The organism is Rhizobium sp. 01N447_2, from assembly GCF_056399245.1.
The window spans coordinates 37,391-58,439 of sequence record NZ_JBFTQY010000038.1; the positions used below are offsets into that span (position 1 = coordinate 37,391).

The following is a 21,049-nucleotide window of genomic DNA, read 5'->3' on the forward strand; positions in this document are numbered from 1 at the left end:
TGCCCTGAACCGCTGCAAGACGCCAGAGGTGTTCAGCGTCACAACGCTTGACCTGGACTTGCAATTGAGGCTGATCCCATTCTCGTAGAACTCGAACCATCGCCGGACAGCCTCGGAAACCACTGCCACCATCGGCTCGACCTGCCGTCCATCCATGTCGAACTCGCTCTCAGCGATGAGATCTAGGAGCGTGCTGAAATCCTTCAACGGGAAACGTTGGCTACACGTCGGACACGCCAGCAACGTGACGTGCGAAGCCGAATGTCCCCCGCGTCGATGTGAACCGTTTGCAGTTCAAAGCCATCGGAGGCCATTCGATCACCTTAGATTTGGGTGCGCGACGTCACCTTCCCGTGATTTCCCGAAAAAAGCCCCGCCGAGACGGGGCAAGTTCATGGATCGCAGGGGAGGAACAAACACCCGTGCTTTCCTGCAGGTACAACAAAAAAGGGACCGGTTAGGTTCCCGTCAGCGCTCGCCACGGATCAAAAAAGAAGCCGCCGAAACGGAGCAAATTTGTGGAAAGGACGGACCGCACAGGAAGGAAGGGAAGCGGACAACCCCAGTATGGGGCGCCTGTGCGATCCTTGTGGCCTAACTGAAGATAGTCGGAAAAGTTCCCAATGTTCCACTTCTTCGAGAAGTCGCAGCACTGCGACATCGGCTGAAGATCAACTGCGACGGCCGCATCGAAGGGGAACCCTTCCGCATCAAGCAGGTTAGACGTGCGCGGAGACGCAGGGGCGATGTCACGTTGTTTCATCAACGCCCGGACAAGGCTTTTGTCTGACCTCAGACTGTTGCGCCGGCCACAGCATTCCACTGCGCCATCGCGCGGATCCGATGAATGTGGATGGCGAGGGCTGACCGTTTCTGGTGCGGCGGGACGAAGAGATTTCGGACTGCTGAAAAGACTGAGATGAAACGTTGCAAGCCGCCGGCAGATCGAAATCCCTGTCTCATTTGTTCTCGTTTTCGAAGTGGCACGTGAGAATTCACAAAGGACGGTGCTGTCCGCGGGCGCCGCAAGCTCGTCGCAGCCTGCTTGGGGCGCGAGACAGCGACATTATTAAGTTTTGTTGCTCGGGGCGCCAACAGGTTGCAGGACATTTGTGACACATCTAAACCGATCAGCGCAGTCGTCACGCAAACGCGTCCAGTTTGAGTTTGAAAATCACCAAGGAACATCCTCATTGCTGAACGGCCATCGCCGATGCCTCGCCCGGGCCGCCAGTCAGATTTCCAGGGAGCACGTGATCCCATGCATGGAAGTTCGCTTTTCGACAGATTGATCGACGCGACGGTCGCCGCCGCCAACGAACATTCCCTCAAGACGGCATTGAGCGACGTTGCTCGTGCGCATGGATTTGAGCGGTTTGCCTACCTTAATCTCCATACAGCAAAGAGCTTTGCCGTCTCCACCTACCAGAAGGAATGGCAATCGCTCTATTTCTCCCGTTCGTATATGGCCATCGATCCTGTGGTGACGGCAGCCAAGCGACTGAGGCGAGCGTTCAGGTGGTCAGTCGATGTTGAACGCCGGCGCGCGGACAACAGCATCAAGGAATTCTACGATGCCGCGGCTGAATTCGGGATCCGATCAGGTCTGTCGATTCCCATCTGGACGGGGTTTGGCCAGTTTGCCATCTTGACGCTGGCGTCAGCCAGGCATCTGGAGATGTCGGGATCGGACGATATCGACACGGTCGGCGCAGCTGGCGCGGCGGCACTGATCCATGCCCGGCTTCAAGGCACGAGCACGCCCACGCAAAGACCCGACTTCATCTTTTCCGATCGCGAGGCGCTGTGCCTGCGATGGGCGGCCGAAGGCCTGCCGATGCACTCCATCGCCGATGTGACGGGCCTGACCTATCACACCGTCCGCTGGGACCTCGATCGGGTAAAGGCCAAGCTTGGCGTCTACACCCAGAAACAGGCCGTGGCAGTCGCAAGCCGGTTCGGGCTGATCTGACGGGCCTGGCTGACGCGCATATAGATCAGTTGCGATAAGGGCCCGGGAAAACGACGTCCTGGTCGACCAGGACGTTGAACTTGTAGCCGGGCCTGATTTGAAGTGTCGGCTGGACGTCGAGGTTTTTTCCCACGCTCCGTTCGGCTAACCGTCCGAAAACGTCCGCGAAATTCCGCCGGGCAGCGTCCGAGGCGGTATCCTCCGTTGAACTCTCCGGCATGGCCATATCGACCCCTGTGCCGATAAGAGCGATGAGAACCGCCGAACCGAACGTTTGAAGGTAATGCCGGTCGATTTGGTCCCGAAAGCCACCATAGCCTTCAGCGTCGGTCCCCGCCATGCCGCCGAGCTGAAGGGTCGAGCCGTTGGGAAAGATGATGTCGGTCCAGACGACCAGCACGCGCGACTGACCGAAAGAGATCTTGTGATCGTAGCGGCCGAAGAGCTTGGCACCTTGCGGGACGAGCAACTGGTGGCCTGTGGCGCTGTCATAGACATTCTGGCTTGTCTGGGCAGTAATGCGCCCCGGAAGATCGGAACTTATGCCGCTAATCAGCGTGGCGGGGATGACCGAACCGCGCTTCAGCTCGTAGCGTGATAGCTGTGGCACCACCTTGTTTGGCAGATAGCCGAGATCCTTGATGTCCTGGTTGAAGAATGAGTCTTTCGCTGACTGCATGTTGGGATCGCCGTTTTGCCCTGAAAGTCCTGCCTGCATCGCCGCGGCGTAGAGGTCGGAGGCCCCGCCAGGCGTTTTTGCGCTTTGGGAATTCGCCTGCGTCGTATCGGCGGCGATAAGTCCCTTTAGACTGACATCGACGGCAAGTGGTGAATCAAGTGCTGCAGCTTTGGCTTGAAGACTTGCCATTTGCTGGCGATGGCGTTCCCGCAGGAATTGCTCTTTCTGCTCGCGCCCGAGGCGGGCAAGCCATTCTTCTTCCGGCTCGAGGCCGGGCTTGTTGCGCGCCCTTTCGGTTTTTTCGGTTTCGGCCGTCTGTTGCGGCTTCTCCCCTTGCCTGTTGCTGACCGGTCCCGGCTGATAGATCTGTGTCTGCTCGGGATCGCCGATGATGGCATCCTTGACGCCTCGCTTCAGCTGATCGGCATAAGTTGAGGCCGACGCATTCGAGGCCTGACCAATGCCATCCGCCCCTTGAAAATAAAACCCGCGGGACGAAAGACCGTAGCTGATCACACCGAGAAAGAGCACGGTCAGGGCGATGGCGACGATGATCGGGACCCGGTTCAGCCGCTTATTGCTGCTGTCCTTGTTTGAAGCGCCGCCAAGCTGAAGCGATTGGACCACCCCCCTCTCCTCCCCTAATTGCGCCTGACAGAGACGGGGCTGGCCGGCGACGCGCCGGTCGCGCTGGTGGCATAAGCCCGCGCGAGCTCAACCGAACCTGCCGATATCGAAACAAGCGCCTGCCCTTCAAGGTCGTCGACGCCATAGGTTAGGGCAACCATGCGCTTCTTCTCGTCGATCCCCTGCTCGGTCACGACCTCATAGCCCCATGCCTTCAGGGCAGCTTCCATGGCTTGCCCGAAGGGCGTGGCATCCTCGTTCCATTTGACCTTGTTGATCCCCGGGCCGACCTGTTCTGCAAGCCGACCGACCATGTCGCCTGCGATCGCACTGGCGGCAGGGTCGGAGAGGTCGCGCGAGGCTGAACTGGCGGTAGGGCCGTCGGCGGCGGTCGTGCAGCCTGCAAGCAGGCACCCGATGACGGAAAGCAAGAGGCTTCGCATGGTCACCCTCCCCTGCGAATGGTGATCTTCTGTTTGTACTTTCCAACACCGGAGATGAGAACCGCGCGGTCGATGTTATAGTCCACCACCTTCATGTCGTTCTTCATTCGGTAGTTGACGATCCGATTTTGACCGCCTGAGACGACAAAGAGGACCGGCGCGTCCTGACCGGCGATCGAGCGGGGAAACTGGATGTAGGTCTTCATACCGTCCGAATAGACGCGCGTGGGCTTCCACGAGGCTTTGCCGCTAACCGTATAGGCGAAGGTCAATTGCTCCGACGGGACGCCTGCTCCCGGCGTCCTTCCCGCTTCGAGGCGGGCGTTGACATCGGCAAGCTTGCTCGACACATCCTCCGGATAGTCGAAGCCGACACGCGCCATGTACTGGCTTGTGTGTGATTTGAGCTGGATATGATAGGTCCGGCGCGAGGTCGTCACCACCATGGAGGTGACGAGGCCCGGTTCCGACGGTTTGACGATGAGATGGATCGCCTGCCCAGCCGCAGCACCGGACGTGGCCGGTTCGACCTTCCATCGAACTGTGTCACCGACAAGCACATCGCGAACGACCTCGCCGCCTTGAAGCTCGATGTCGCAGACCTGCAGCGGCGAGCACACCACCGACGGCTGAGTTTCTCCAAACAGGAAGATAACCTTTCCATCCGCCCCGTTGGTGACGAGCCCCGTGCCTGCGCGCCACTTTCCTGAAAGGTTCGCGCCCTTTGCTTCGTTTGCGGTCATGCTCTGCGCCGCGGCTGCGTTTGTCGCAAAGACGACGACCCAGGCGCAGCCAAGGGCCGCGAGATATGTTGCTCTTCTCATCGACGTATCCCTGCCCTCACAGCTGCGCGGTCCACTCGAAGTCTTTCAGATAAAGACCGATCGGATTGAGCCTGATCACGCCCTCGTCCTGTGGCGCCGTCAGCGTAACGGTCGCAATCCCGCGGTATCGGCGTGTTCCGGTTTCCTTTCCCTTCCGATCGCGCTCGAATTCCGTCCAGTCGATCTGGTAGGACTGATTGGAGAGGGCGACGATGTTGCTGACTTCGATCGCAACTGTCGCGTTCTTGGCTTTCTCGAACGGCGAATTGCCGCGGAACCAGGCATTGATTTTCTCGGTCGACGGATCGGATGTCCGAAGCAGCGCATAGGTCCGATCGATGTATTGCTTCTGAACGACCGCGTCTGGCGTCACCGACCGGAAGCTTGTCACGAACCCACCGAGCGTGGCGCGAACCACCCGTGGGTCGGCATATTCGATCTGCTGGGGAAAGCCTGCGCTGACCGAGGTCCCAAGCTTGTCGACTTCGACGATATAGGGGACGAGTTTGACCTGCGTGCTCAAATAGAGCGCATAGACGAAGCCGATGACGGCCATTGTCAGTGCGATCATGCCGACGATGCGCCACGCCGCTGCCGCCCTGACATAGGAACCATATCGTTCGTTCCATTCCTGCCTGGCGGCGAGATATGGGTTCTCAGGAGCGTGTTGCATTGCCATCGATCGATCCTTGTAACGAATTATTTTTTGTCGTCGCGGAGCGGCGACGGGCGCAGACCGCCGCGTGCTTGCGCCTGATCGAGTTTCGCATTGGCGAGGCCAAGAAGAGAGCCGGCATGGGCACCAGGCGAGCCGATCGCCTTTTCCTTGGCCGCAGATCCGACCGCTTCGCCCGTGGCGCTCAATCCCGCACCGATGCCGCGCAAGGCAGCGCCCGTCATGGACGCACCCTCGGCACGCGCAGCACGCGCGGCGGCAAAACCCGCGCTGGCGCCACCGCCGGCCAGAAGCGATGCGCCCAGTGCGAATGATGCCGCCTGCCCGCCATGGCGGATTACCTCCATGCCGCCGCTGACGGAGACGCCTTGGACGACACCCTGGAGAATGTTTGGGACGTAGATTGATATGATGAAGACGACAACTGATAGGCCAGCGATGGCCAGGCTGGTGATGAGTTGCTGCTCCGCCGCGACAGACGCCTCGGCCAAGCCGATGAGAACCTCCGAGCCGATGCGCGCAATCATTACCAGTGCCATCAGCTTCATACCGACTGAAAACGCATAGACGAGATATTTGACTGCGAAGTCTTTGGTGAAGGACGAACCACCTAATCCAAGCATGATCATGCCGGCCAACAAGCCCACATACATTTCGACGATGACAGCGACGAACACCGCAGCGACGAGCGAGAACGCGATGACGACAACAACCATGGCGAAGACGGCGGCAATGGCTAGAGAGTTGTCCTCAAAGAGGCCGAACTGAGCCTGTTCGGACAGTTTGTCCGCAACCTCTATGCCTGCGTCGAAGATTGCGGCCGGAGAAGCGGAGCCACCTTCCGCGCCCAACTGGTATAGGCTGTCCACCACCGCTTTGGCGAGCGCTGGTCCCCGGTCCAGGATAAAGGCAAAGAGACCGACGAACATGATCCGGCGAACAAGCTCTGCGAACCAACTATCCAGTGACGCAGCTTGCAGCGCCAGCCATACGGCTGCTATTCCAATTTCTATCCCAGCCAGGATCCAAAAGAGCGACCGAGCTGCCCGTGACACTGTCGACTCCCAATCCTTCGCAGCATTGACCACCTGGTTTTCCAACGTCGAGAGCGCCGATCCTTGCTGGGCGAAGGCTGGCCCTACCGCCACGATTGCAAGGCCGATCGCAAGCATGACCAATCCGAGGGTTCGTCCTGAGTTTACCACCTTGTCCGCATCTCCTGTCCTTGCCTCAGATTCCGTTTCGGCAACGGCTTAAAGAAATCCCTCAGGCGTTGTTCGGCGGCTGTCGCGGTCGTCGAGGCAGGATGGGCATGTGTATCCGCCACGACGAGGACCGCTGCGGTGGCCACTCCAACCGTACCGACGCGGAAGGCAATGATCGCGAGAGGGCTCACCAGCGCGGCTCCATCATTTGTCCATCGGGGATTCCTCTTCCCGCGGGTTCGAAAAACTTCTCTCTTCTCTTCTGCGCCAGGTCGTTGTCGGTCTGGTTTGCCTGCAGCCAGGTGCCCATCATCGTCATTTGCTGGGAAAGTAGACCGCGCAGCTTCTGCAGCTGGGCGACCTGCTGCGCCGCGATCTGGTGGCCGACCTGCAGGGCCCTCATCTGCCCGTCCGCGCTTTGTGACATCGAGCGGAGCGACGCCATGGTGGATTCTTCGGTCTCGAACTGGTCCGCCGTCAGGCTTGCGGCGTTCAGACTGCCCGCGATCGTGTCACGATTGGTGTCGGACCAGGACTGATAGGTCGAGGAGAAGCTCGTCCCGTCCGACAGGTTGGTCTTGAGATCCGCATAGCTTGGGAAGCGCTGTTTGAGGATATCGTCGGCGTTGCCCATGGAAAACGCGATCCCCTGCCCTTGCGAGACGACACTCTGCAGGCGCTTTAGGTCGCTCTCGACTTCGCCCCAGATGTGGTTGGGCAGCTGCGCTGTATTCTGCAGCATGTTTTGGTAGATTTTCAGCTGGTTCTGGATCTGCTCGGCGAGCTGGCTGATCTGGGTAAGCTGGTTTTCGACCTGGACGCCGGAGCTTTCGAGCAACTTGATCAGCTCGGCATTGTTGGCAAGCTGTGTCCATTCCGTCGCCGCGCCCGTCGCGCTGCCGGCGTTTGCAGGATCTGGCAGAACGAGTGCGCTTGACACGGCTGCGACCAGCAGAAACCTATGCGTCTTTGAGAAGCGATGCAGCATCCTTGATCCCTCTCTTTTGGAGCCAGTGAAGCGGCCATTGAGGGCCATGTTCTCCATGAAGCGCGCGGATGTGCTTCAAGTCGTCCTTGCTCGATGCGCCGACGAAAGACAGCGTCAGCGGGCCAAGGGCCATGTCGAACAGGCGGCGCCCTTCGGGTGACGCGACGTAGTATTCCCGCTTCGGTATGGCGGTCGCGACGATCTCGATCTGCCGTTCGTTGAAGCCGATCCGTTCGTAGAAATCGCGGGTCCCGGGCTCGCGCGCTGCCCCATTCGGCAGGCAGATTTTCGTTGGGCAGCTCTCTTTCAGGACGTCGATAATCCCAGAGCGTTCAGCATCCGAGATCGACTGGGTTGCAAGCAACACCGCGCAATTGGCTTTGCGCAGCACCTTGAGCCATTCCCGGATTTTGTCGCGGAACACGGGATGACCGAGCATCAGCCAGGCCTCGTCGAGGACGATGAGGCTTGGTGCGCCGGTGAGGCGCTTTTCAATGCGGCGGAAGAGATAGGTGAGCACCGGCACGAGATTGCGCTCGCCCATGTTCATGACTTGCTCGATTTCAAACGTCTGAAAAAGCCCCAGTGCAAGGCCGTCGGTCTCGGCATCCAGCAACTGGCCCATCGGGCCGTCGACGGTGTAGTGATGGAGAGCATCCTTGATCTCGCGCATCTGAACGCCACTGACGAAATCCGAGATCGAACGACCGGAAGCCCCGTCCATCAGACCGATCTGGCGGGAGATGGCGTTGCGGTGATCGGGCGTGATCGTGATCCCCTGCATCCCCACCAGGCTTTCGATCCATTCCGACGCCCAGGCACGATCGCCCTCCGATGACAGTTCGGAGAGCGGACAAAAGGAAAGCCCGGTGTCTTCGTCGCCGCCGATCTCGTAGTGATCACCGCCGCAAGCAAGTGTCAGCGGCAGCATCGAACGGCCTTTGTCGAAGGCGAAGATCTGGGCGTTCTCGTAGCGGCGGAACTGTGCTGCGATGAGCGCAAGCAGCGTCGACTTTCCTGAGCCGGTCGGACCGAACACCAGGGTATGGCCGACGTCGTCGACGTGAAGGTTGAGCCGAAAGGGCGTCGAGCCGGTCGCGACCTGCATCAGCGGTGGTGAATCGGGTGAATAAAACGGGCAAGGTGCCCGCGGATTGCCGGACCAGACGGAGTTGAGCGGGATGAGATCGGAGAGATTGCGCGTGTTGATCAGCGGCTCGCGAATGTTGCAGTACCAGTTTCCAGGCAGGCTGCCGAGATAGGCGTCGGTCGCATTCAGTGTCTCGATCCGTGCGCCAAAGCCCTCGGCCTGGATGAGACGCCGGATCGCTTCCGTCTTTTCGTTCAATCGTTCGGAATCGCTCTCGAACAGCACGACGACCGGCGTGTAATATCCATATGCAACGAGCTGTGACGATGCTTGTGCGATTGCATCCTCGGTCTCGGCGACCATCGATAGTGCGTCCTGGTCGACCGAACGGCTTTGCGTCTGGAAGAGTTGGTCGAAGAAAGGTCGAACTTTCTGCTGCCACTTCTTGCGGGTCCGCTCAAGGCGCACCCTCGCCTCCTCGGCGTCGAGGAAAATGAAGCGCGACGACCATCGATAGCCAAGCGGCATCGCATCCAGGCTGTTCAGGATGCCCGGCCAGCTTTCGGACGGAAGGCCGTCGATTGCCACCACGCCGAGAAAACGGTTCTCCACCTTGGGAGCAAGTCCGTGCCGAAGCTCGGCGGTCGCGATCCAGTCGAGATACATTGGAATGTCGGGGACCCTGACAGGGTGGTTCTCGCCCGTCACGCAAAAGCGGATGAATTGCAGCAGCTCGTCATAGTGGGCAACGCGCGCGCCGCCGCGCTCGACGGTCTCCCGCGTCAGCATTCGCCTGATGGAAATGATGTTGGCGAGATACTGTTCGACTTCCCGGATCGCGTTGCGGAAGATGAAGAGCACGGTGTCGGCATAGGACTGCTTTCGGCTGTCTTCGTCGGAATAGATGTACTTGCTGAGCCTCGATCGACGCTGCTCGGTCGGCCGATAGGTAGCGATGATGGCATGGCGGCTTTCGAAATGCCCCTGCTCGCGCTCGAAGTGGGCTCGTCGTTCCTCGTCGATCGCCTGCGTCACCCGATCGGGGAAATGCGATTTCCCAGCCGAGGCGTAGTCGACCGTCGCGAGCCGCACCGCCTACACCTGGATCATCCAACCGGAACCGAGACGTGACAATATGGCGTTGATCTGGCGCGACACCTCGTTCCGTTCGAAATCGGTGGAGCTTTCGGAATCGGGCCCGGCAAAATACCAGCCGGCCATCAGTGAGCCATCCTTGAGCAGGATGATCCCGTTATCAACAAGACCTGCGTAGGGGACGAGATCGGCGAAGGACGGCGCCGTGTGACGGAAAGCGCGAAGGGATACCATCTTTGCCCCTCAGTAACGTCGCCAGGGAGAGGACGTGGCCCTGTAGCTGCGTCTGTAGGCCATGTGACGGATATACACGCGTCGCATCAGCGGATCGGCTTTTGCCATCATCCTCAACGCTGCGACGATGACGATCCACAGCGTTGCTCCGAACAGCGCGGAATAGATCGTCAAGACGACAAAGATCAGGATGATCGCCGCGAGTGCCGTGATCAGAACCAGTTCCCGGTCCGCACCCATCAGGAGGTTGGGGCGCGAAAGCGCGCGATGTATGGGATTGCGCTGGAAGGTGGTCGCCTCAACCGCCATTACCTGCCCTCCCCTCTTCGCCATTTCGGGTCTTCAGGTTATGATCGGCAATGCCGATAGAGGCGCCGGTCGCGCCGAACAGGCCGACGATCTGGGTTGCGCCGAGCAGAATGCCGGCAACGAGCACCACATACATGAGCCGGCGGGCGAAGTCGTTGAGTTCTCCACCGAAGATCAACATGCCGCCTGCGATAGCGACAGCAGCAAGCGCGATAAACCCGGCAACCGGACCGGTGATCGATTCTTGGATTTGTTGAAGAGGATCTTCCCAGGGCAGACCGCCGCCCGAACTTGCCCAAGCCGGGGCGGCAAGGATGAAGACCGACGCAAGCGCGATGGCGGCGAGGTCAATCGTGCGTTCAAGCCGCATGCTGCAAGTCTCCATGAGTCTCGAGCTGATATTCGCCGTCTATAAATCCATGAACGCGCACGATGTCGCCGACGCGGCGGCCTTTTGGGGTTCGATCGATCGAGATGATCAGGTCGACTGCCTCGCCTATGACTGCTTGTACAGGTTGTGTGCTGACCTCCGCGGTCAGTTGCTCCAGCCGTCGGAGCGCCGATTGCGCGGTGTTTGAATGGATGGTCGCCACGCCGCCGGGATGGCCCGTGTTCCAGGCCTTGAGCAGAGTGAGCGCTGCGCCGTCGCGAACCTCGCCGACGATGATCCTGTCCGGCCGCAACCTCATCGTGCTCTTCAGGAGCTGCGCCATGTCGACACGATCGCTTGTGCGCAATGCGACCGCGTTGCTGGCGGCGCATTGTATCTCGACCGTGTCCTCCAGAATGACCAATCGGTCGTTCGGAGTCTGCTCGGCGATCGCTGCGACGACAGCATTGGTCAGGGTCGTCTTGCCCGATCCTGTCCCTCCGCAGATGACCATGTTCCACCTCCTATCTATAGCCTGGCGGATGACGAGGGCCTGGCCGGCCGTCATGGCGCTGCTTGTCACATAGTCTTCGAGCCGGATGCGCTGCGACGCCCGCCGGCGGATCGAAAAACACGGGGCGGGGACGATCGGGGGCAGCAGGCCCTCGAAACGATGGCCGCCAAGGGGCAGTTCACCCGAGACGATCGGCTTTCGGTCGCCCACCTCGGTATTCAACACGTGGGCAACGCAGCCGATGGCGACTTCGGCGGCGCGCTTGTCCATCTGGCCTGTGTGGGCGATCCCGCGTCCCAGACGCTCCACAAACAGATTTCCGTCGGGGTTCAGCATGATTTCGACGACGCTCGGGTCGTTGAGCGCAAGGCAAAGCTCCTCGCCAAGGGCGTCCTCGAGTTTGCGGATGAGGCGCGGCAGCGCCAGGGTCGGTATCGACATCGCGGCTGCCTGCTTATGCCGCATGCTGGCGCCGCGCACCGAATGCGGAACGGTAGGCGTGCGGTCGGACCCGTTCGAAGTTCTCCCAGCTGACCGGCAGAATGCCGGCTACGCTCAGCGTCTCGTTGATCATGATTGGCTGACCAAGGCGCTGCATCGGCCAGCCGGCGCGCCGCAAGATTCGCTCGAAGCGAACATCGGTGGCTGTTGCGATTTCGCGGTAACCCTGATGGAGGCACCATTCGAGGATGCCTGCAAACATGCCAACCGTGACGTCGCTCAGGCCCCCTTCCCCAGCCCCGCGGGAACGCGCGGTATCGACGCAGAAACGAGAGCTTTCGATCATGGACGGATCGGCGTCGAGCCGTCCCGCCGAAAGAAGCTGCGGGAAGACCTGCTGCAGCATGGTAGGACCGATGGCCGGCAACAGCCGTGCGCAGCCGATCACCACATCTCCATCCGACAAGGCAAGAATATAGGTCGGTTCGAACTCGTCGAATTGATCGCGCTCCCGCCCGTTGGACCTGGAAACCTTCCATGCGAGCCGGTCGGCGAAAACACGCGACCGCAGCCGGTACATTTGATCGAGAAGTGCTGCGTCCTTGCGCGACTTCGGCGTCTTGAGTGCTATCAGCTTCATGATCCCGCTCCGCAATTAAGGTGATCTGCGGATCCTGGTTTGCGGAAAGCGGCGGTTTGGTTCCAGTCGCAAATCTGCGAGTCGCGCATCGGTCACGGCTGATGGCGACGCCTCGTTGCGCGTCGAGGCAGTCGGCTCACGCTGTGTCGCACCCGCAAAACTGTGGGTACGGCGACCGGCACTGGAGGTCAGCCGATCGTCTTAAGCCTATGAAAAATATGAAGGAGGTCTGCAACACGTTACCGGCAACCGGTCATTCGTTAAGTTTTCGTTAACCAAAGAACATTTGACGACTCACGCGATAACTGCAACCCTTGCGACGGAAAATACGCGATGATCAGTGAAAAACCGTCGCGAGGTGAAAATGGATCAGATGACGACACGCAAACCAACGAGCGAATCCTCTGCTGCGAAGATTACACGTCAAGCGCAGATGTTGTCAGCGCAGTTGCAGTCTCTCCGCACCCATATGTATCCGCCGGAGGCGATGAAATCGTTGCGCACCTTTACCTCGCGCGACGTGGCCACCATGCTGGGGATCGCGGAATCGACGCTCCGACAGATGTCGTTGGACGGCGAAGGTGCAATGCCGGAGAGGCTGGAGAATGGCCGCAGGAGCTACACGCTCGCCCAGGTCAATGAGATCCGCAGATACCTGGCGGTGAAGCGGCCCATGGAAGCTTTGGAGTTCTTGCCGCGCCGGCGTCCCGGTGAGAAGCTGCAGGTTATCGCGGTTGCGAACTTCAAGGGCGGATCGGCCAAAACCACGACGACCGTTCATCTCGCCCATTACCTCGCTCTGACGGGTCTGCGGGTGCTCGCGATCGATCTTGACCCGCAGGCATCCTTGTCGGCCATGTTCGGCTATCAGCCGGAGTTCGATGTCAGCGACAACGAGACCATATATGCGGCGATCCGTTATGACGACGACAACCGCCGGCCGATACGCGACGTCATTCGCAATACCTATTTTGACGGAATCGATCTCATACCCGGCAACCTGGAGCTCATGGAATACGAGCATGAGACGCCGCAGGCGATCGCAAGCGGCGGCGGCCGCGGCGACGGGATCTTCTTCCGGCGTCTCGGCGCCGTCATAAACAGCGTCGAGGAAGATTATGATGTTGTCGTGATCGATGCGCCGCCGCAGCTGGGCTATCTGACCCTGGGCGCGCTTTGTGCTGCGACCTCGCTGCTGATCACCGTTCATCCGGCGATGATCGACGTTGCCAGCATGAACCAGTTCCTGGCGATGATGAGCGATGTCATGCACGTCATCGAGGAGCGTGGCGGTATTCTGGAACACGATTTCATCCGATATGTCATCACCAGGCACAATCCGAACGACGTCCCACAAGTGAACGTCGTCGCGCTCCTGCGCTCCTTGTTCGGCGAGGACGTGCTGGCGCCAGCGGTGGTGGATACGACCGCAATCGCCAGCGCCGGCCTTGAGAAGAAGAGCCTTTACGAAATGGCGCGTGGTTCGGTTGGCCGAGACACGCTTGCGCGCGCGCTTGATTCCGTCGACGCGGTCAATCTCGAGATCTTCAACCACCTCAAATCGGTATGGGGACGGTCATGACGAATGCCAAAGAACGCTCCAATCGGATGAAAAGTCTTTTTGCGAATGTCGATTCCGCGGAGCTTGCCAAGCAAATCTCGGCTGGGCCCGCGGTGAAAGTCGGATCTGGAGCCGTCAAGTCGATGGACCGGGCCTTCGTTGCCGTCGAAGAGGAGAACGAACGCCTCCGCCTGCAATTGAGCGGTTCTGAAGCCATTGTCGAAATCGACTCCGCTCTTGTCGTTCCCTCCTTTGTCAGGGACCGCCTCGACATCGAGGGAGATCCGCAGTTCCAGGGTTTCGTTGAGGGTATTCGGGAAAGCGGTCAGAGACTTCCCATCCTCGTTCGCCCCTCCCCCGACAGGCAAGGCTACTTTCAGGTCGCGTACGGCCACAGGCGCTTGCGTGCCTGCCAGATCCTTGAACGGCCGGTGAAAGCGATCGTCCGCGATCTCTCCGACGATGAACTGGTGGTCGCTCAAGGTATCGAGAATACCGAACGCGCCAATCTCTCCTTCATCGAGCAGGCGTTCTTTGCCGCGACCCTCAAGGCGCGCGGCTTCCGGCGGGAGACGATCGCCGCCGCGCTCGGCAGGGCGGATGGCAAGCTGACCTACGTTTCGATGCTGATTGGAATCGCAGAACAGGTCCCGGCCGAACTGATCGGCAGAATTGGTCCGGCTCCTTCGATCGGCCGCCCCAAGTGGGAAAAGCTCGCCGCTCATTTCAAGGATGGCAAGGCTCCGGCCGCGGCCCAGGCGATCATTGATAAGGTGACCTCGACGGCTGTATGGGCCGCTGCCACGAGCGATCAGCGCTTCGCCGCGCTGATGAGCGCGCTCCAACACAAGGCGGCCAGAGGAAACCAGGGCGAAGAGGTCGACGTCGGCGGCGGCGCCATGATCACCGCGAAATCTTCGCGTTCTTCAACGCTGATCACGATTCCGGAAAACAAGGTGCCGGGCCTGTCGGCCTGGCTCGTCGAAAGGCTTCCGGCGCTGGTGGAGGAGTACCGAAAGCAAACGGGAGAGACGCCGATGGGGTAGGCTAATTCAGAAATAGGAAAGGGCCCACCGACGGCAATCGGCGAACCCTTGAAATCCTAGCCAACAGTACGAAAACGTCCTATCGACATCAGCTCTTACAAACTGATTCTATGACGGACCGCTGGCACAATCAACCCCTGCGTAACAGCCGGGAATGAAAAACTGTGTCCGTCTGCTGGCTTTCATCAACAAGAATCTCGATGGAGCCGCACGCCAAGGCGTTGCGGGCAGCTAGCCCATGACAGAAGCAACGGCAATCGCATCGTTCAGACGCGTCAGTCCGGCCATTCTCGCAAGCGCACGGATGGCGATGGCTAACGACATACCGGACACCTCGAAGTCGGAGATTTCTCTCCTGTTGAAAAAGGCAGCGCCGATCCTTGGGATCGACGGCACGACCTATCATGTCCTGGACATTCTCCTTGGCCTCTCGCGCGCCGATGACTGGAAAGGCGCAGGCAGACCGATCGTTGCCATCTCGAACGCAAAGCTCGCCGAATACACACTGCGCTCCGAACGCACAGTGACGCGTTGCCTGCGCAGGATTGTTGAGGCTGGGATTGCCGCCTACCGTGACAGTCCGACCGGCCGACGCTTCGTGTACCGCGACAATGACGGGACGGTTGCCAGCGGCTTCGGGCTTGATTTCACACCGGCGCGCGTACGGCTTGCGGAGATCAGGGAGAGCGTCGAGAACTATCAAAGGGAACTCAAGGCCAGCCAGGATGCACGTCGCGCGGTCACGCGGCTTTCTAGAGCAATCATCGATGCTTGCGAGGCCTTCCCGGAGAAGGCGATTAGCTGGAGGAGCGCGGCGCAAGCAATTATCGATGCCGTCGCCGGCCGGGCAGAACAGGCAAGCGGTCTCGAATCACTCCACGCAGAGGTTCTTGAATACGCTGAATACCGCTTCCAGGAGCATAATATGTCATGCGCGGGTGACATTGGCGTCACCTCTAATATTAATACAACCCCTAAAAACCTTTCTGATAGTAATGAACGGACCCGCTCTAACGAGCGAGACATCATCTCAACTGACGACGGCTCCGCCGTCGAAATGGCTTATGAAAATAAGCCTGAAGCGGCGGCGGGTGACATGCAATCCCGATTGCGGCAGGCGGAAAAGACGGTTGGCGATATCCAAGGTGCCGTTCTGGCTACGGTGCCGGTTGGCTTGCTGCAGGTTGGGTGCCGCGCGGCGCAGGAATGTGTCAGCGTGGAGTTTGACGGATGGTCCGATGTTGTCGGGGCGGCGGAAATGATGCGGCGCATGATCGGCCTCTCGGATGCTGCATGGGTAGACGGTGTCGGGAGGGTCGGCCGTTATGCTGCGTCCGCCATCTTGGCGACCGTGCTCGAAAAATCCTTGCGTGACCCGGAGCTGATTGCAAAGCCCGGGGGGTATTTCCGTGCAATGGTCGACCGGGCGGTCGATGGAAGTCTTCACCTCTCAAAAAGCCTTTACGGTCTTGCCGAAAGCGAGATGAACACGCGGGCTAGATAGGCGAAAAAGTAACAGCTGTTACTCCGCCCTTGGGCTTGCGGAACGGGGTCAATCGCGACGAGTTTGCGTTGTGGCCGCTACAGGAATAGATCGAGTTCAGGCGCGTGGTCTCGCCATCTGGGTCGGATGGGCGGCAATGGAGCGGCGCATACAGAAAGAGTGGTTGTTTCGTCGGGTATCGGTTTGCCCCCGACGTCGATGCCGCCATGTTCCATCTGGCTTCCGCAACAAGACGGAGGGGGCTGACAACTGCACTTGATGTATCTCCCGACAAAGCCGTGGCCGATTAGCCCCATTCCTCGTGTCCACTGAAGGACCCTGCTTGGCTGGCGATCTTGGACACCCTCCGATGTGAATGTGTCGCAGTTGATTGTTAGGTATCGATCGCGCAGTCAGCCTCGACGGTTCTGGCGGTTGCGATCTCGCTCCTGCCTGCGTGCTTCATGCTTTTCGGCGGTGAAAAGCTTTGCGCGTCCTTTGAGTTACTCGGCTCGAAGAAGAACATGGGTGTTGGAGGTCATAGGCGGAGGAGGTCTTCGAATGTTCATTCAGGAAGCTATGCCAATTGTTTCGTCCCGCTTGTGCCCCGCGGGAGATCATTGTGCATTGATGCCTAGAGGGACCGAACTTCAGTCGGGGTGTGCGGCACCCGCCAAACAGAAGAGGTCCCAGGAAGGCCGGTAATGGCGCTTGCGGGTGTGGGTGCTGTAGGCCGTCTCGCCCGGGAGAGATGGACGGGTGGAGGTGCCTATCGTCGCCTCGTTTTGCCTCCTCTATCCGACGTAAGCTGCTTATCCACGGACGGAGAGGGCCGGGCAGGGTCCAGTCGACAAACCCGTTTGGCCGGGACATCAACTGAATGTTTTTATCGCTCGCGTTGGGCGAAACCACGCGATTTCAATACGAGGGACTCAAAAGGTAACAGCTGTTACCTTTTGAGTGCAGACAAGGATGTGACCCTTCTCCTACCTCAAAAAGCTCACTCACTAAAAGCGACACAGCTTCCGGGAACTTCGGACGTGACCGGTAGGTGCCGAGCGGTCTGACGTTCAAAGTGTGACGGATGCGCCGATCCCTTCCCCCGAGGACAGAAGGAATCGGCTTTCGGGTGGTTCAAGCAGCGTATGAACATAGATGAAATGCGGCCAGCCTTCCTACGTCCAGTTCCACTTCATGAGTTATAGGCGCCCCTTAGCGTATGGCCTGAGGAGGCGCGTCCGTCTGGCCGAAGAGATCGTGGCAAGCCCGGAGTGGCAACAGGTTTGCAACATGACAAGTCGTTCGCGCGATAGGCGGCTCGGCCGTCTAATGAACCAGGCGCTTAAGAGCGAACGAACCAGAGATGACAAAGCTCAACTACACGGGAGCCGCTCATGGGTCTCTGCGCAACGGCGGGGCTCGAATCGATCAACTCAATCAGTTTTGTAGATATTCGACGTTCAATCATCCTTGCATTTGTGGAGGATAGTTCCGCAATTGCAAGGATACACGTTGATGTTTGGGCTGCGTCAGTTGGCGCGTCGCGCGGCGTTCACATTGCTGTGCGCCTAACGGCTCGCCCTGCCGGTCGTTCGGAACGCCATCTTTAACCCACGGCCGATGGCGTGGGGCCTCAACTCCAACGGTCGATGAACGACAGCGAAACGCAACATTCACAGCCTGTTCAGCGCGCTAATGTCATCAAGTCACCAGAAAGAGCCTTACCTCCCAACACAGGCTTTGATGGAGTAGCCGATGAAAAAGATCATTCTCTCGACACTTGCCACACTGGTCGCGACCGGCAGCATCTTCACGTCCTATGGCTCCGCGAGCGCACATGACTATCGCGAGCACCGGCACGGCGACAGGGGTGCTGCCATCGTTGGTGGGCTGGCGGCTGGGCTCATTGGCGGACTGGTTGCCGGTGCTCTCATCGAGGACAGGGATCGTCCGCGGTATGATGATGGTGCAGATTATCGCTACAGCGGCCGCCCGCGCTATGAAGGTAATGTCGGTTATCGCGGTGACCCGGGCTACCGTTATAGCGGTGGTCCGCGTTATGAGGACAACTCCGGCTATCGCGATTTTGAGGGCTCAGGCTATCGTTATTACAGTGGCTGGCGTTGATGTAGACCAGGTAGGCTTCCAGCGTTCCACGAGGGCGACCTGAATTGCCCCCGCAGCACTTTTGCGCCAACCGAGCGATTTGAGGGTCAGTTCCTTCAAATTACCAGCCTTGCGGCCCGCCCGTTCGTCTGTTCTGCGTTGTTGTAGTAGCTTGCAGCCTGCGCACCGATTTATGAGGGGACTGCTGCTTTCGCAGAGCTGCGACCCAAAACCATCACCATTGGCGAGGCGACCGGGCCAGGAGTTCTTTTTCAGCGAGCTTTTCGCGGACCATAAGATGAACGGCGCTCGACGGTCCAATCATGGCCGCGGCGCTTGAGGATCCGAACCACACTGTCCCAACTGTGTTGAGGCCGGAATTGTCACACCATCGGCAGCCACGTCTGCGCCGACGCAATGAGCTCACCTAGATAGAGTTTCTCGCGCGCTTGCGGCACCGCTTTAATTGCTTCCGGTCGCCGTTCTGGAAGACCTGGGCGTGAGAAAATGACCCTTTCCGCTCGTGTTTTGTGATCAAGATAGGAGAGCATGTCGCGCATTTCATGGCCGCTGACGAGCAGCCTACTTCGCGACGGGGAGGGGCAGCGGCCCAGGGGGAAATGCTCGGTCGGGCCCTATCGCTTCAAGTGGATCCATCTTGCGGTCGCATGGGGTCACGCAGGGCAATTCAGGTAAATAGGGCAATACAGACGGCCATCCAGATTAACGCCGTCCCCAGTACCATCGCTCGCCTGGCGACGACGACTTTGTCTGCATCCTCCTCCGCTACAGGTGTAGTCACAATCCAAGGCACGGAACCAAGTGCTGCAAATCCGATGATAGCCAGAACCATCACAAAATAGTCGAATGAATGCCAGGCCCCATGTTCATACACCCCCCAGTAACCCAGAAAGGCCATTCCGACTGCAAACATTGTGGCGGACGCCGAGCAGAGCCCTGTGACGGACCCGGTAGGTGCGCGCATGTTCCTCTTTTCACGTGTTTCCAAGTTCATGACGCGATATCCATGACGGTTGGCTGTCTCTCTGCAAATATGTCAGGAATTGAGCGCGGCGTGAAGCGCTGGTGACTGCCTGGGACGGCCGCGAAATTCCCCGCCTCGGCATGGGATGCTGGGCGATCAGTGGCCACTTTCCTCCGTGACAGAAGAGCGTTGCATCCGCGCGTCGCATACGAACATCATATATCACACCATTTGAGCTGCCCGCCCGCTTCGACGTGTCGCGCTGTTGTAGTAACTTGACGCTTGTTGAATCGAGCGGTGGCGGGACTGCTCCATCGCCTCAGGCAGGGGGATGCCACGGTTTGCCGCCTCGGTCAGATATCCAGATCGTAGCCCGTGCGCGGAAAACTCCCCACGCTCTAATCCAGCCAGTTCCACCCGCTGCTTGATGATCGCATTGACCGACTGCGGATCGATCGCCCGTCGCGAAACAGTCCCCCATCGCCCGATCGCCCGAAACACGCTGCCGCTGTCGATCTTGGCGGCCACCATCCAGGCATTCAGCGCATCCACCGGCCGACCGGTCAGGTAGACAACGTCGTCCTCGTCGCCGCTGGTCGTCTTGGTGCGGCCGAGATGGATGGCGAGAGAGGGGAGGGGGCTCCCGCCTTCGACCGGAATGGGCGGCTCGACGGTCAACTGTTCGCGGCGCAGCCCGGCGATCTCGCTGCGCCGGCGACCGCCGGAGGCAAAGGCGACCATCAGGATCGCCCGGTCCCGGAGATCGCGCAGACTGTCGGTCGCGCAGGTCGCCAGCAGTCTTGCCAGGACGTCGCCGGTGACCGCCTTGGCGCTCTTGCGAAGACGTTGTCTTGGCGCGGCTCGGATCGCCAGCCGAATGGCTGATTTGAGGGCAGGGGAGGCGAACGCGCCGTCGAGGCCCCGCCACTTGGTCAGCGTCGACCAGTTCGCCAGCCGCCGCCGCACCGTGGCTGGCGCGTGTGGACCGACGGATTTCAGAAACCCTTGGCTCCTGAGGCTTTCGTCGACGTCGGCCGGCATACCGTGATCGGCTGCGTAAGCCCGCTTTTCCGGATCCCAGAGGTGATGAGCGACGAATTTTAAGAGCAGCGCTTCGGGCGCCGGCCAGGGCAGCGACTTTTTGGTGGCGGCCAATCCCCAGGCTTCCAGATAGGCGAGATCCGAGGTCAGCGCCCGCAGCGTGTTGTCGCCCATGCCCTGGTTGACGAGATGGCGCAGCGTTTCGACGTCGTGGTCGGTGAGCAGTTCGGCGAGTTCGTCGCGGCGCTCCATCGGCAGCACGGCGGCGATGGTGTCGAGCTCTTCGGCACGGCGCTCGACGGCGGTCAGTGATGTCTTGGCTTTGGCCACGGGCGTCCCAAAAAGTCGCGGGTTTTGGCGGCCTTGAGGGCCGTGATTTGCCCCGATTCTTGCTGATTTGCGGCTCCAGATCAACAACCATCGATAATTGGTAGTTATCGTTGGTTAAAATGTCGCAGGAAATCCCGAGCGATGACGGAAGCTAGCATCCATATCGCTTCTGGTTAATGACGGGTTTACCATATTTTCAATGTCTTACGATCTCGCCAAATTGCCAATCTCGGCTTCCTGCGGGGTAAGTGGGGCAGATTCGATGGCGCTGCCGGTTTGGCAGGCAGAAGCGTCGAGCGCTGATGACCGTTGGTGGCTCCAGCGTTTAAGCCCGGGCAAGGATGGTGGCCGGGAGAGACGGGATGGGGTGATCTTCACTGCCGATCCCAA

General features: G+C 59.6%; 18 protein-coding genes and 4 pseudogenes. 5 read left to right on the forward strand and 17 right to left on the reverse strand.

Annotation, left to right across the window (positions count from 1 at the left end; genetic code table 11):
* Positions 1–792: 792 nt before the first annotated feature.
* Positions 793–996: pseudogene (locus AC1ECN_RS23235) on the reverse strand (IS6 family transposase); the annotation flags it as partial.
* A 265-nt stretch (positions 997–1,261) separates the two neighbouring features.
* Here AC1ECN_RS23235 and AC1ECN_RS23240 point away from each other — a divergent pair.
* On the forward strand, positions 1,262–1,972 hold the full coding sequence (locus AC1ECN_RS23240) for an autoinducer binding domain-containing protein (RefSeq protein ID WP_024323909.1): 711 nt from the start codon (positions 1,262–1,264) through the stop codon (positions 1,970–1,972).
* Positions 1,973–1,997: 25 nt separating this feature from the next.
* Here the strand turns inward: AC1ECN_RS23240 and trbI are convergent, their stop codons facing one another.
* The 12 genes and pseudogenes from trbI to traI all read right to left on the reverse strand — a co-directional run bounded on the left by trbI (position 1,998) and on the right by traI (position 12,107).
* Positions 1,998–3,278 (reverse strand): IncP-type conjugal transfer protein TrbI, encoded by a 1,281-nt coding sequence (trbI, locus tag AC1ECN_RS23245; protein ID WP_477954203.1) that lies wholly within the window; start codon positions 3,276–3,278, stop codon positions 1,998–2,000.
* A 14-nt stretch (positions 3,279–3,292) separates the two neighbouring features.
* On the reverse strand, positions 3,293–3,721 hold the full coding sequence (trbH, locus tag AC1ECN_RS23250) for a conjugal transfer protein TrbH (RefSeq protein WP_018068569.1): 429 nt from the start codon (positions 3,719–3,721) through the stop codon (positions 3,293–3,295).
* 2 nt (positions 3,722–3,723) lie between these two features.
* Positions 3,724–4,545, reverse strand: coding sequence for a P-type conjugative transfer protein TrbG (trbG, locus tag AC1ECN_RS23255; RefSeq protein WP_477954205.1), 822 nt, complete (start codon positions 4,543–4,545; stop codon positions 3,724–3,726).
* Between the two features lie 16 nt (positions 4,546–4,561).
* On the reverse strand, positions 4,562–5,224 hold the full coding sequence (locus AC1ECN_RS23260) for a conjugal transfer protein TrbF (protein ID WP_024323906.1): 663 nt from the start codon (positions 5,222–5,224) through the stop codon (positions 4,562–4,564).
* 20 nt (positions 5,225–5,244) lie between these two features.
* Positions 5,245–6,393: a P-type conjugative transfer protein TrbL gene (trbL, locus tag AC1ECN_RS23265; RefSeq protein WP_050574296.1), complete on the reverse strand. Its 1,149-nt coding sequence runs from the start codon at positions 6,391–6,393 to the stop codon at positions 5,245–5,247.
* 26 nt (positions 6,394–6,419) lie between these two features.
* Entirely contained in the window at positions 6,420–6,617 is a 198-nt protein-coding gene (gene trbK, locus AC1ECN_RS23270; protein ID WP_130674182.1) for an entry exclusion protein TrbK, read from the reverse strand.
* Positions 6,614–7,414 carry a P-type conjugative transfer protein TrbJ gene (gene trbJ / locus AC1ECN_RS23275; protein ID WP_477954208.1) on the reverse strand — a complete coding sequence of 267 codons (801 nt, stop codon included), beginning with the start codon at positions 7,412–7,414 and terminating at the stop codon, positions 6,614–6,616. Before trbJ ends, trbK begins: the two co-directional genes overlap by 4 nt.
* Positions 7,386–9,833, reverse strand: a pseudogene (locus tag AC1ECN_RS23280) (conjugal transfer protein TrbE). Before AC1ECN_RS23280 ends, trbJ begins: the two are co-directional and overlap by 29 nt.
* Before the next feature lie 9 nt (positions 9,834–9,842).
* The gene (locus AC1ECN_RS23285) at positions 9,843–10,142 is read right to left on the reverse strand and encodes a conjugal transfer protein TrbD (RefSeq protein WP_024323901.1); all 300 of its coding nucleotides are present in this window, start codon (positions 10,140–10,142) and stop codon (positions 9,843–9,845) included.
* Positions 10,132–10,512 carry a TrbC/VirB2 family protein gene (locus tag AC1ECN_RS23290; RefSeq protein ID WP_018068562.1) on the reverse strand — a complete coding sequence of 127 codons (381 nt, stop codon included), beginning with the start codon at positions 10,510–10,512 and terminating at the stop codon, positions 10,132–10,134. The genes AC1ECN_RS23285 and AC1ECN_RS23290 overlap by 11 nt, the downstream gene beginning before the upstream one ends.
* Positions 10,502–11,467, reverse strand: coding sequence for a P-type conjugative transfer ATPase TrbB (trbB, locus tag AC1ECN_RS23295; RefSeq protein WP_024323900.1), 966 nt, complete (start codon positions 11,465–11,467; stop codon positions 10,502–10,504). The genes AC1ECN_RS23290 and trbB overlap by 11 nt, the downstream gene beginning before the upstream one ends.
* A gap of 13 nt (positions 11,468–11,480) precedes the next feature.
* Positions 11,481–12,107, reverse strand: a complete 627-nt coding sequence (traI, locus tag AC1ECN_RS23300; RefSeq protein WP_130674180.1) for an acyl-homoserine-lactone synthase — start codon at positions 12,105–12,107, stop codon at positions 11,481–11,483.
* Positions 12,108–12,471: 364 nt separating this feature from the next.
* On the opposite strand from traI, the gene repA reads away from it, so the two are divergent.
* From repA to AC1ECN_RS23320, 4 genes are all read left to right on the forward strand, one after another.
* Positions 12,472–13,689 carry a plasmid partitioning protein RepA gene (repA, locus tag AC1ECN_RS23305; RefSeq protein ID WP_075225817.1) on the forward strand — a complete coding sequence of 406 codons (1,218 nt, stop codon included), beginning with the start codon at positions 12,472–12,474 and terminating at the stop codon, positions 13,687–13,689.
* On the forward strand, positions 13,674–14,714 hold the full coding sequence (gene repB, locus AC1ECN_RS23310) for a plasmid partitioning protein RepB (protein WP_027689819.1): 1,041 nt from the start codon (positions 13,674–13,676) through the stop codon (positions 14,712–14,714). Before repA ends, repB begins: the two co-directional genes overlap by 16 nt.
* A 238-nt stretch (positions 14,715–14,952) precedes the next feature.
* Positions 14,953–16,218: a plasmid replication protein RepC gene (gene repC / locus AC1ECN_RS23315; protein ID WP_130676474.1), complete on the forward strand. Its 1,266-nt coding sequence runs from the start codon at positions 14,953–14,955 to the stop codon at positions 16,216–16,218.
* 1,734 nt (positions 16,219–17,952) lie between these two features.
* Entirely contained in the window at positions 17,953–18,324 is a 372-nt protein-coding gene (locus tag AC1ECN_RS23320; RefSeq protein WP_018483756.1) for a hypothetical protein, read from the forward strand.
* Positions 18,325–18,419: 95 nt separating this feature from the next.
* Here the strand turns inward: AC1ECN_RS23320 and AC1ECN_RS23325 are convergent.
* From AC1ECN_RS23325 to AC1ECN_RS23340, 4 genes and pseudogenes are all read right to left on the reverse strand, one after another.
* Positions 18,420–18,511: pseudogene (locus AC1ECN_RS23325) on the reverse strand (integrase); the annotation flags it as partial.
* Positions 18,512–18,544: 33 nt separating this feature from the next.
* Positions 18,545–18,800: pseudogene (locus AC1ECN_RS23330) on the reverse strand (recombinase family protein); the annotation flags it as partial.
* Positions 18,801–18,991: 191 nt separating this feature from the next.
* Positions 18,992–19,318 (reverse strand): hypothetical protein, encoded by a 327-nt coding sequence (locus AC1ECN_RS23335; protein WP_003551659.1) that lies wholly within the window; start codon positions 19,316–19,318, stop codon positions 18,992–18,994.
* Between the two features lie 192 nt (positions 19,319–19,510).
* Positions 19,511–20,659, reverse strand: a complete 1,149-nt coding sequence (locus tag AC1ECN_RS23340; RefSeq protein ID WP_477954214.1) for a site-specific integrase — start codon at positions 20,657–20,659, stop codon at positions 19,511–19,513.
* Positions 20,660–21,049: the final 390 nt, after the last annotated feature.

Excerpts from the sequence above, each read along its gene's own strand:
- AC1ECN_RS23240 (WP_024323909.1), top strand. The coding sequence starts at position 1,262 with ATGCATGGAAGTTCGCTTTTCGACAGATTGATCGACGCGACGGTCGCC.
- trbH (WP_018068569.1), bottom strand. The coding sequence starts at position 3,721 with ATGCGAAGCCTCTTGCTTTCCGTCATCGGGTGCCTGCTTGCAGGCTGC.
- trbG (WP_477954205.1), bottom strand. The coding sequence starts at position 4,545 with ATGAGAAGAGCAACATATCTCGCGGCCCTTGGCTGCGCCTGGGTCGTC.
- AC1ECN_RS23260 (WP_024323906.1), bottom strand. The coding sequence starts at position 5,224 with ATGGCAATGCAACACGCTCCTGAGAACCCATATCTCGCCGCCAGGCAG.
- trbL (WP_050574296.1), bottom strand. The coding sequence starts at position 6,393 with ATGCTTGCGATCGGCCTTGCAATCGTGGCGGTAGGGCCAGCCTTCGCC.
- trbJ (WP_477954208.1), bottom strand. The coding sequence starts at position 7,414 with ATGCTGCATCGCTTCTCAAAGACGCATAGGTTTCTGCTGGTCGCAGCC.
- AC1ECN_RS23285 (WP_024323901.1), bottom strand. The coding sequence starts at position 10,142 with ATGGCGGTTGAGGCGACCACCTTCCAGCGCAATCCCATACATCGCGCG.
- AC1ECN_RS23290 (WP_018068562.1), bottom strand. The coding sequence starts at position 10,512 with ATGCGGCTTGAACGCACGATTGACCTCGCCGCCATCGCGCTTGCGTCG.
- trbB (WP_024323900.1), bottom strand. The coding sequence starts at position 11,467 with ATGTCGATACCGACCCTGGCGCTGCCGCGCCTCATCCGCAAACTCGAG.
- traI (WP_130674180.1), bottom strand. The coding sequence starts at position 12,107 with ATGAAGCTGATAGCACTCAAGACGCCGAAGTCGCGCAAGGACGCAGCA.
- repA (WP_075225817.1), top strand. The coding sequence starts at position 12,472 with ATGGATCAGATGACGACACGCAAACCAACGAGCGAATCCTCTGCTGCG.
- repB (WP_027689819.1), top strand. The coding sequence starts at position 13,674 with ATGGGGACGGTCATGACGAATGCCAAAGAACGCTCCAATCGGATGAAA.
- repC (WP_130676474.1), top strand. The coding sequence starts at position 14,953 with ATGACAGAAGCAACGGCAATCGCATCGTTCAGACGCGTCAGTCCGGCC.
- AC1ECN_RS23320 (WP_018483756.1), top strand. The coding sequence starts at position 17,953 with ATGAAAAAGATCATTCTCTCGACACTTGCCACACTGGTCGCGACCGGC.
- AC1ECN_RS23335 (WP_003551659.1), bottom strand. The coding sequence starts at position 19,318 with ATGAACTTGGAAACACGTGAAAAGAGGAACATGCGCGCACCTACCGGG.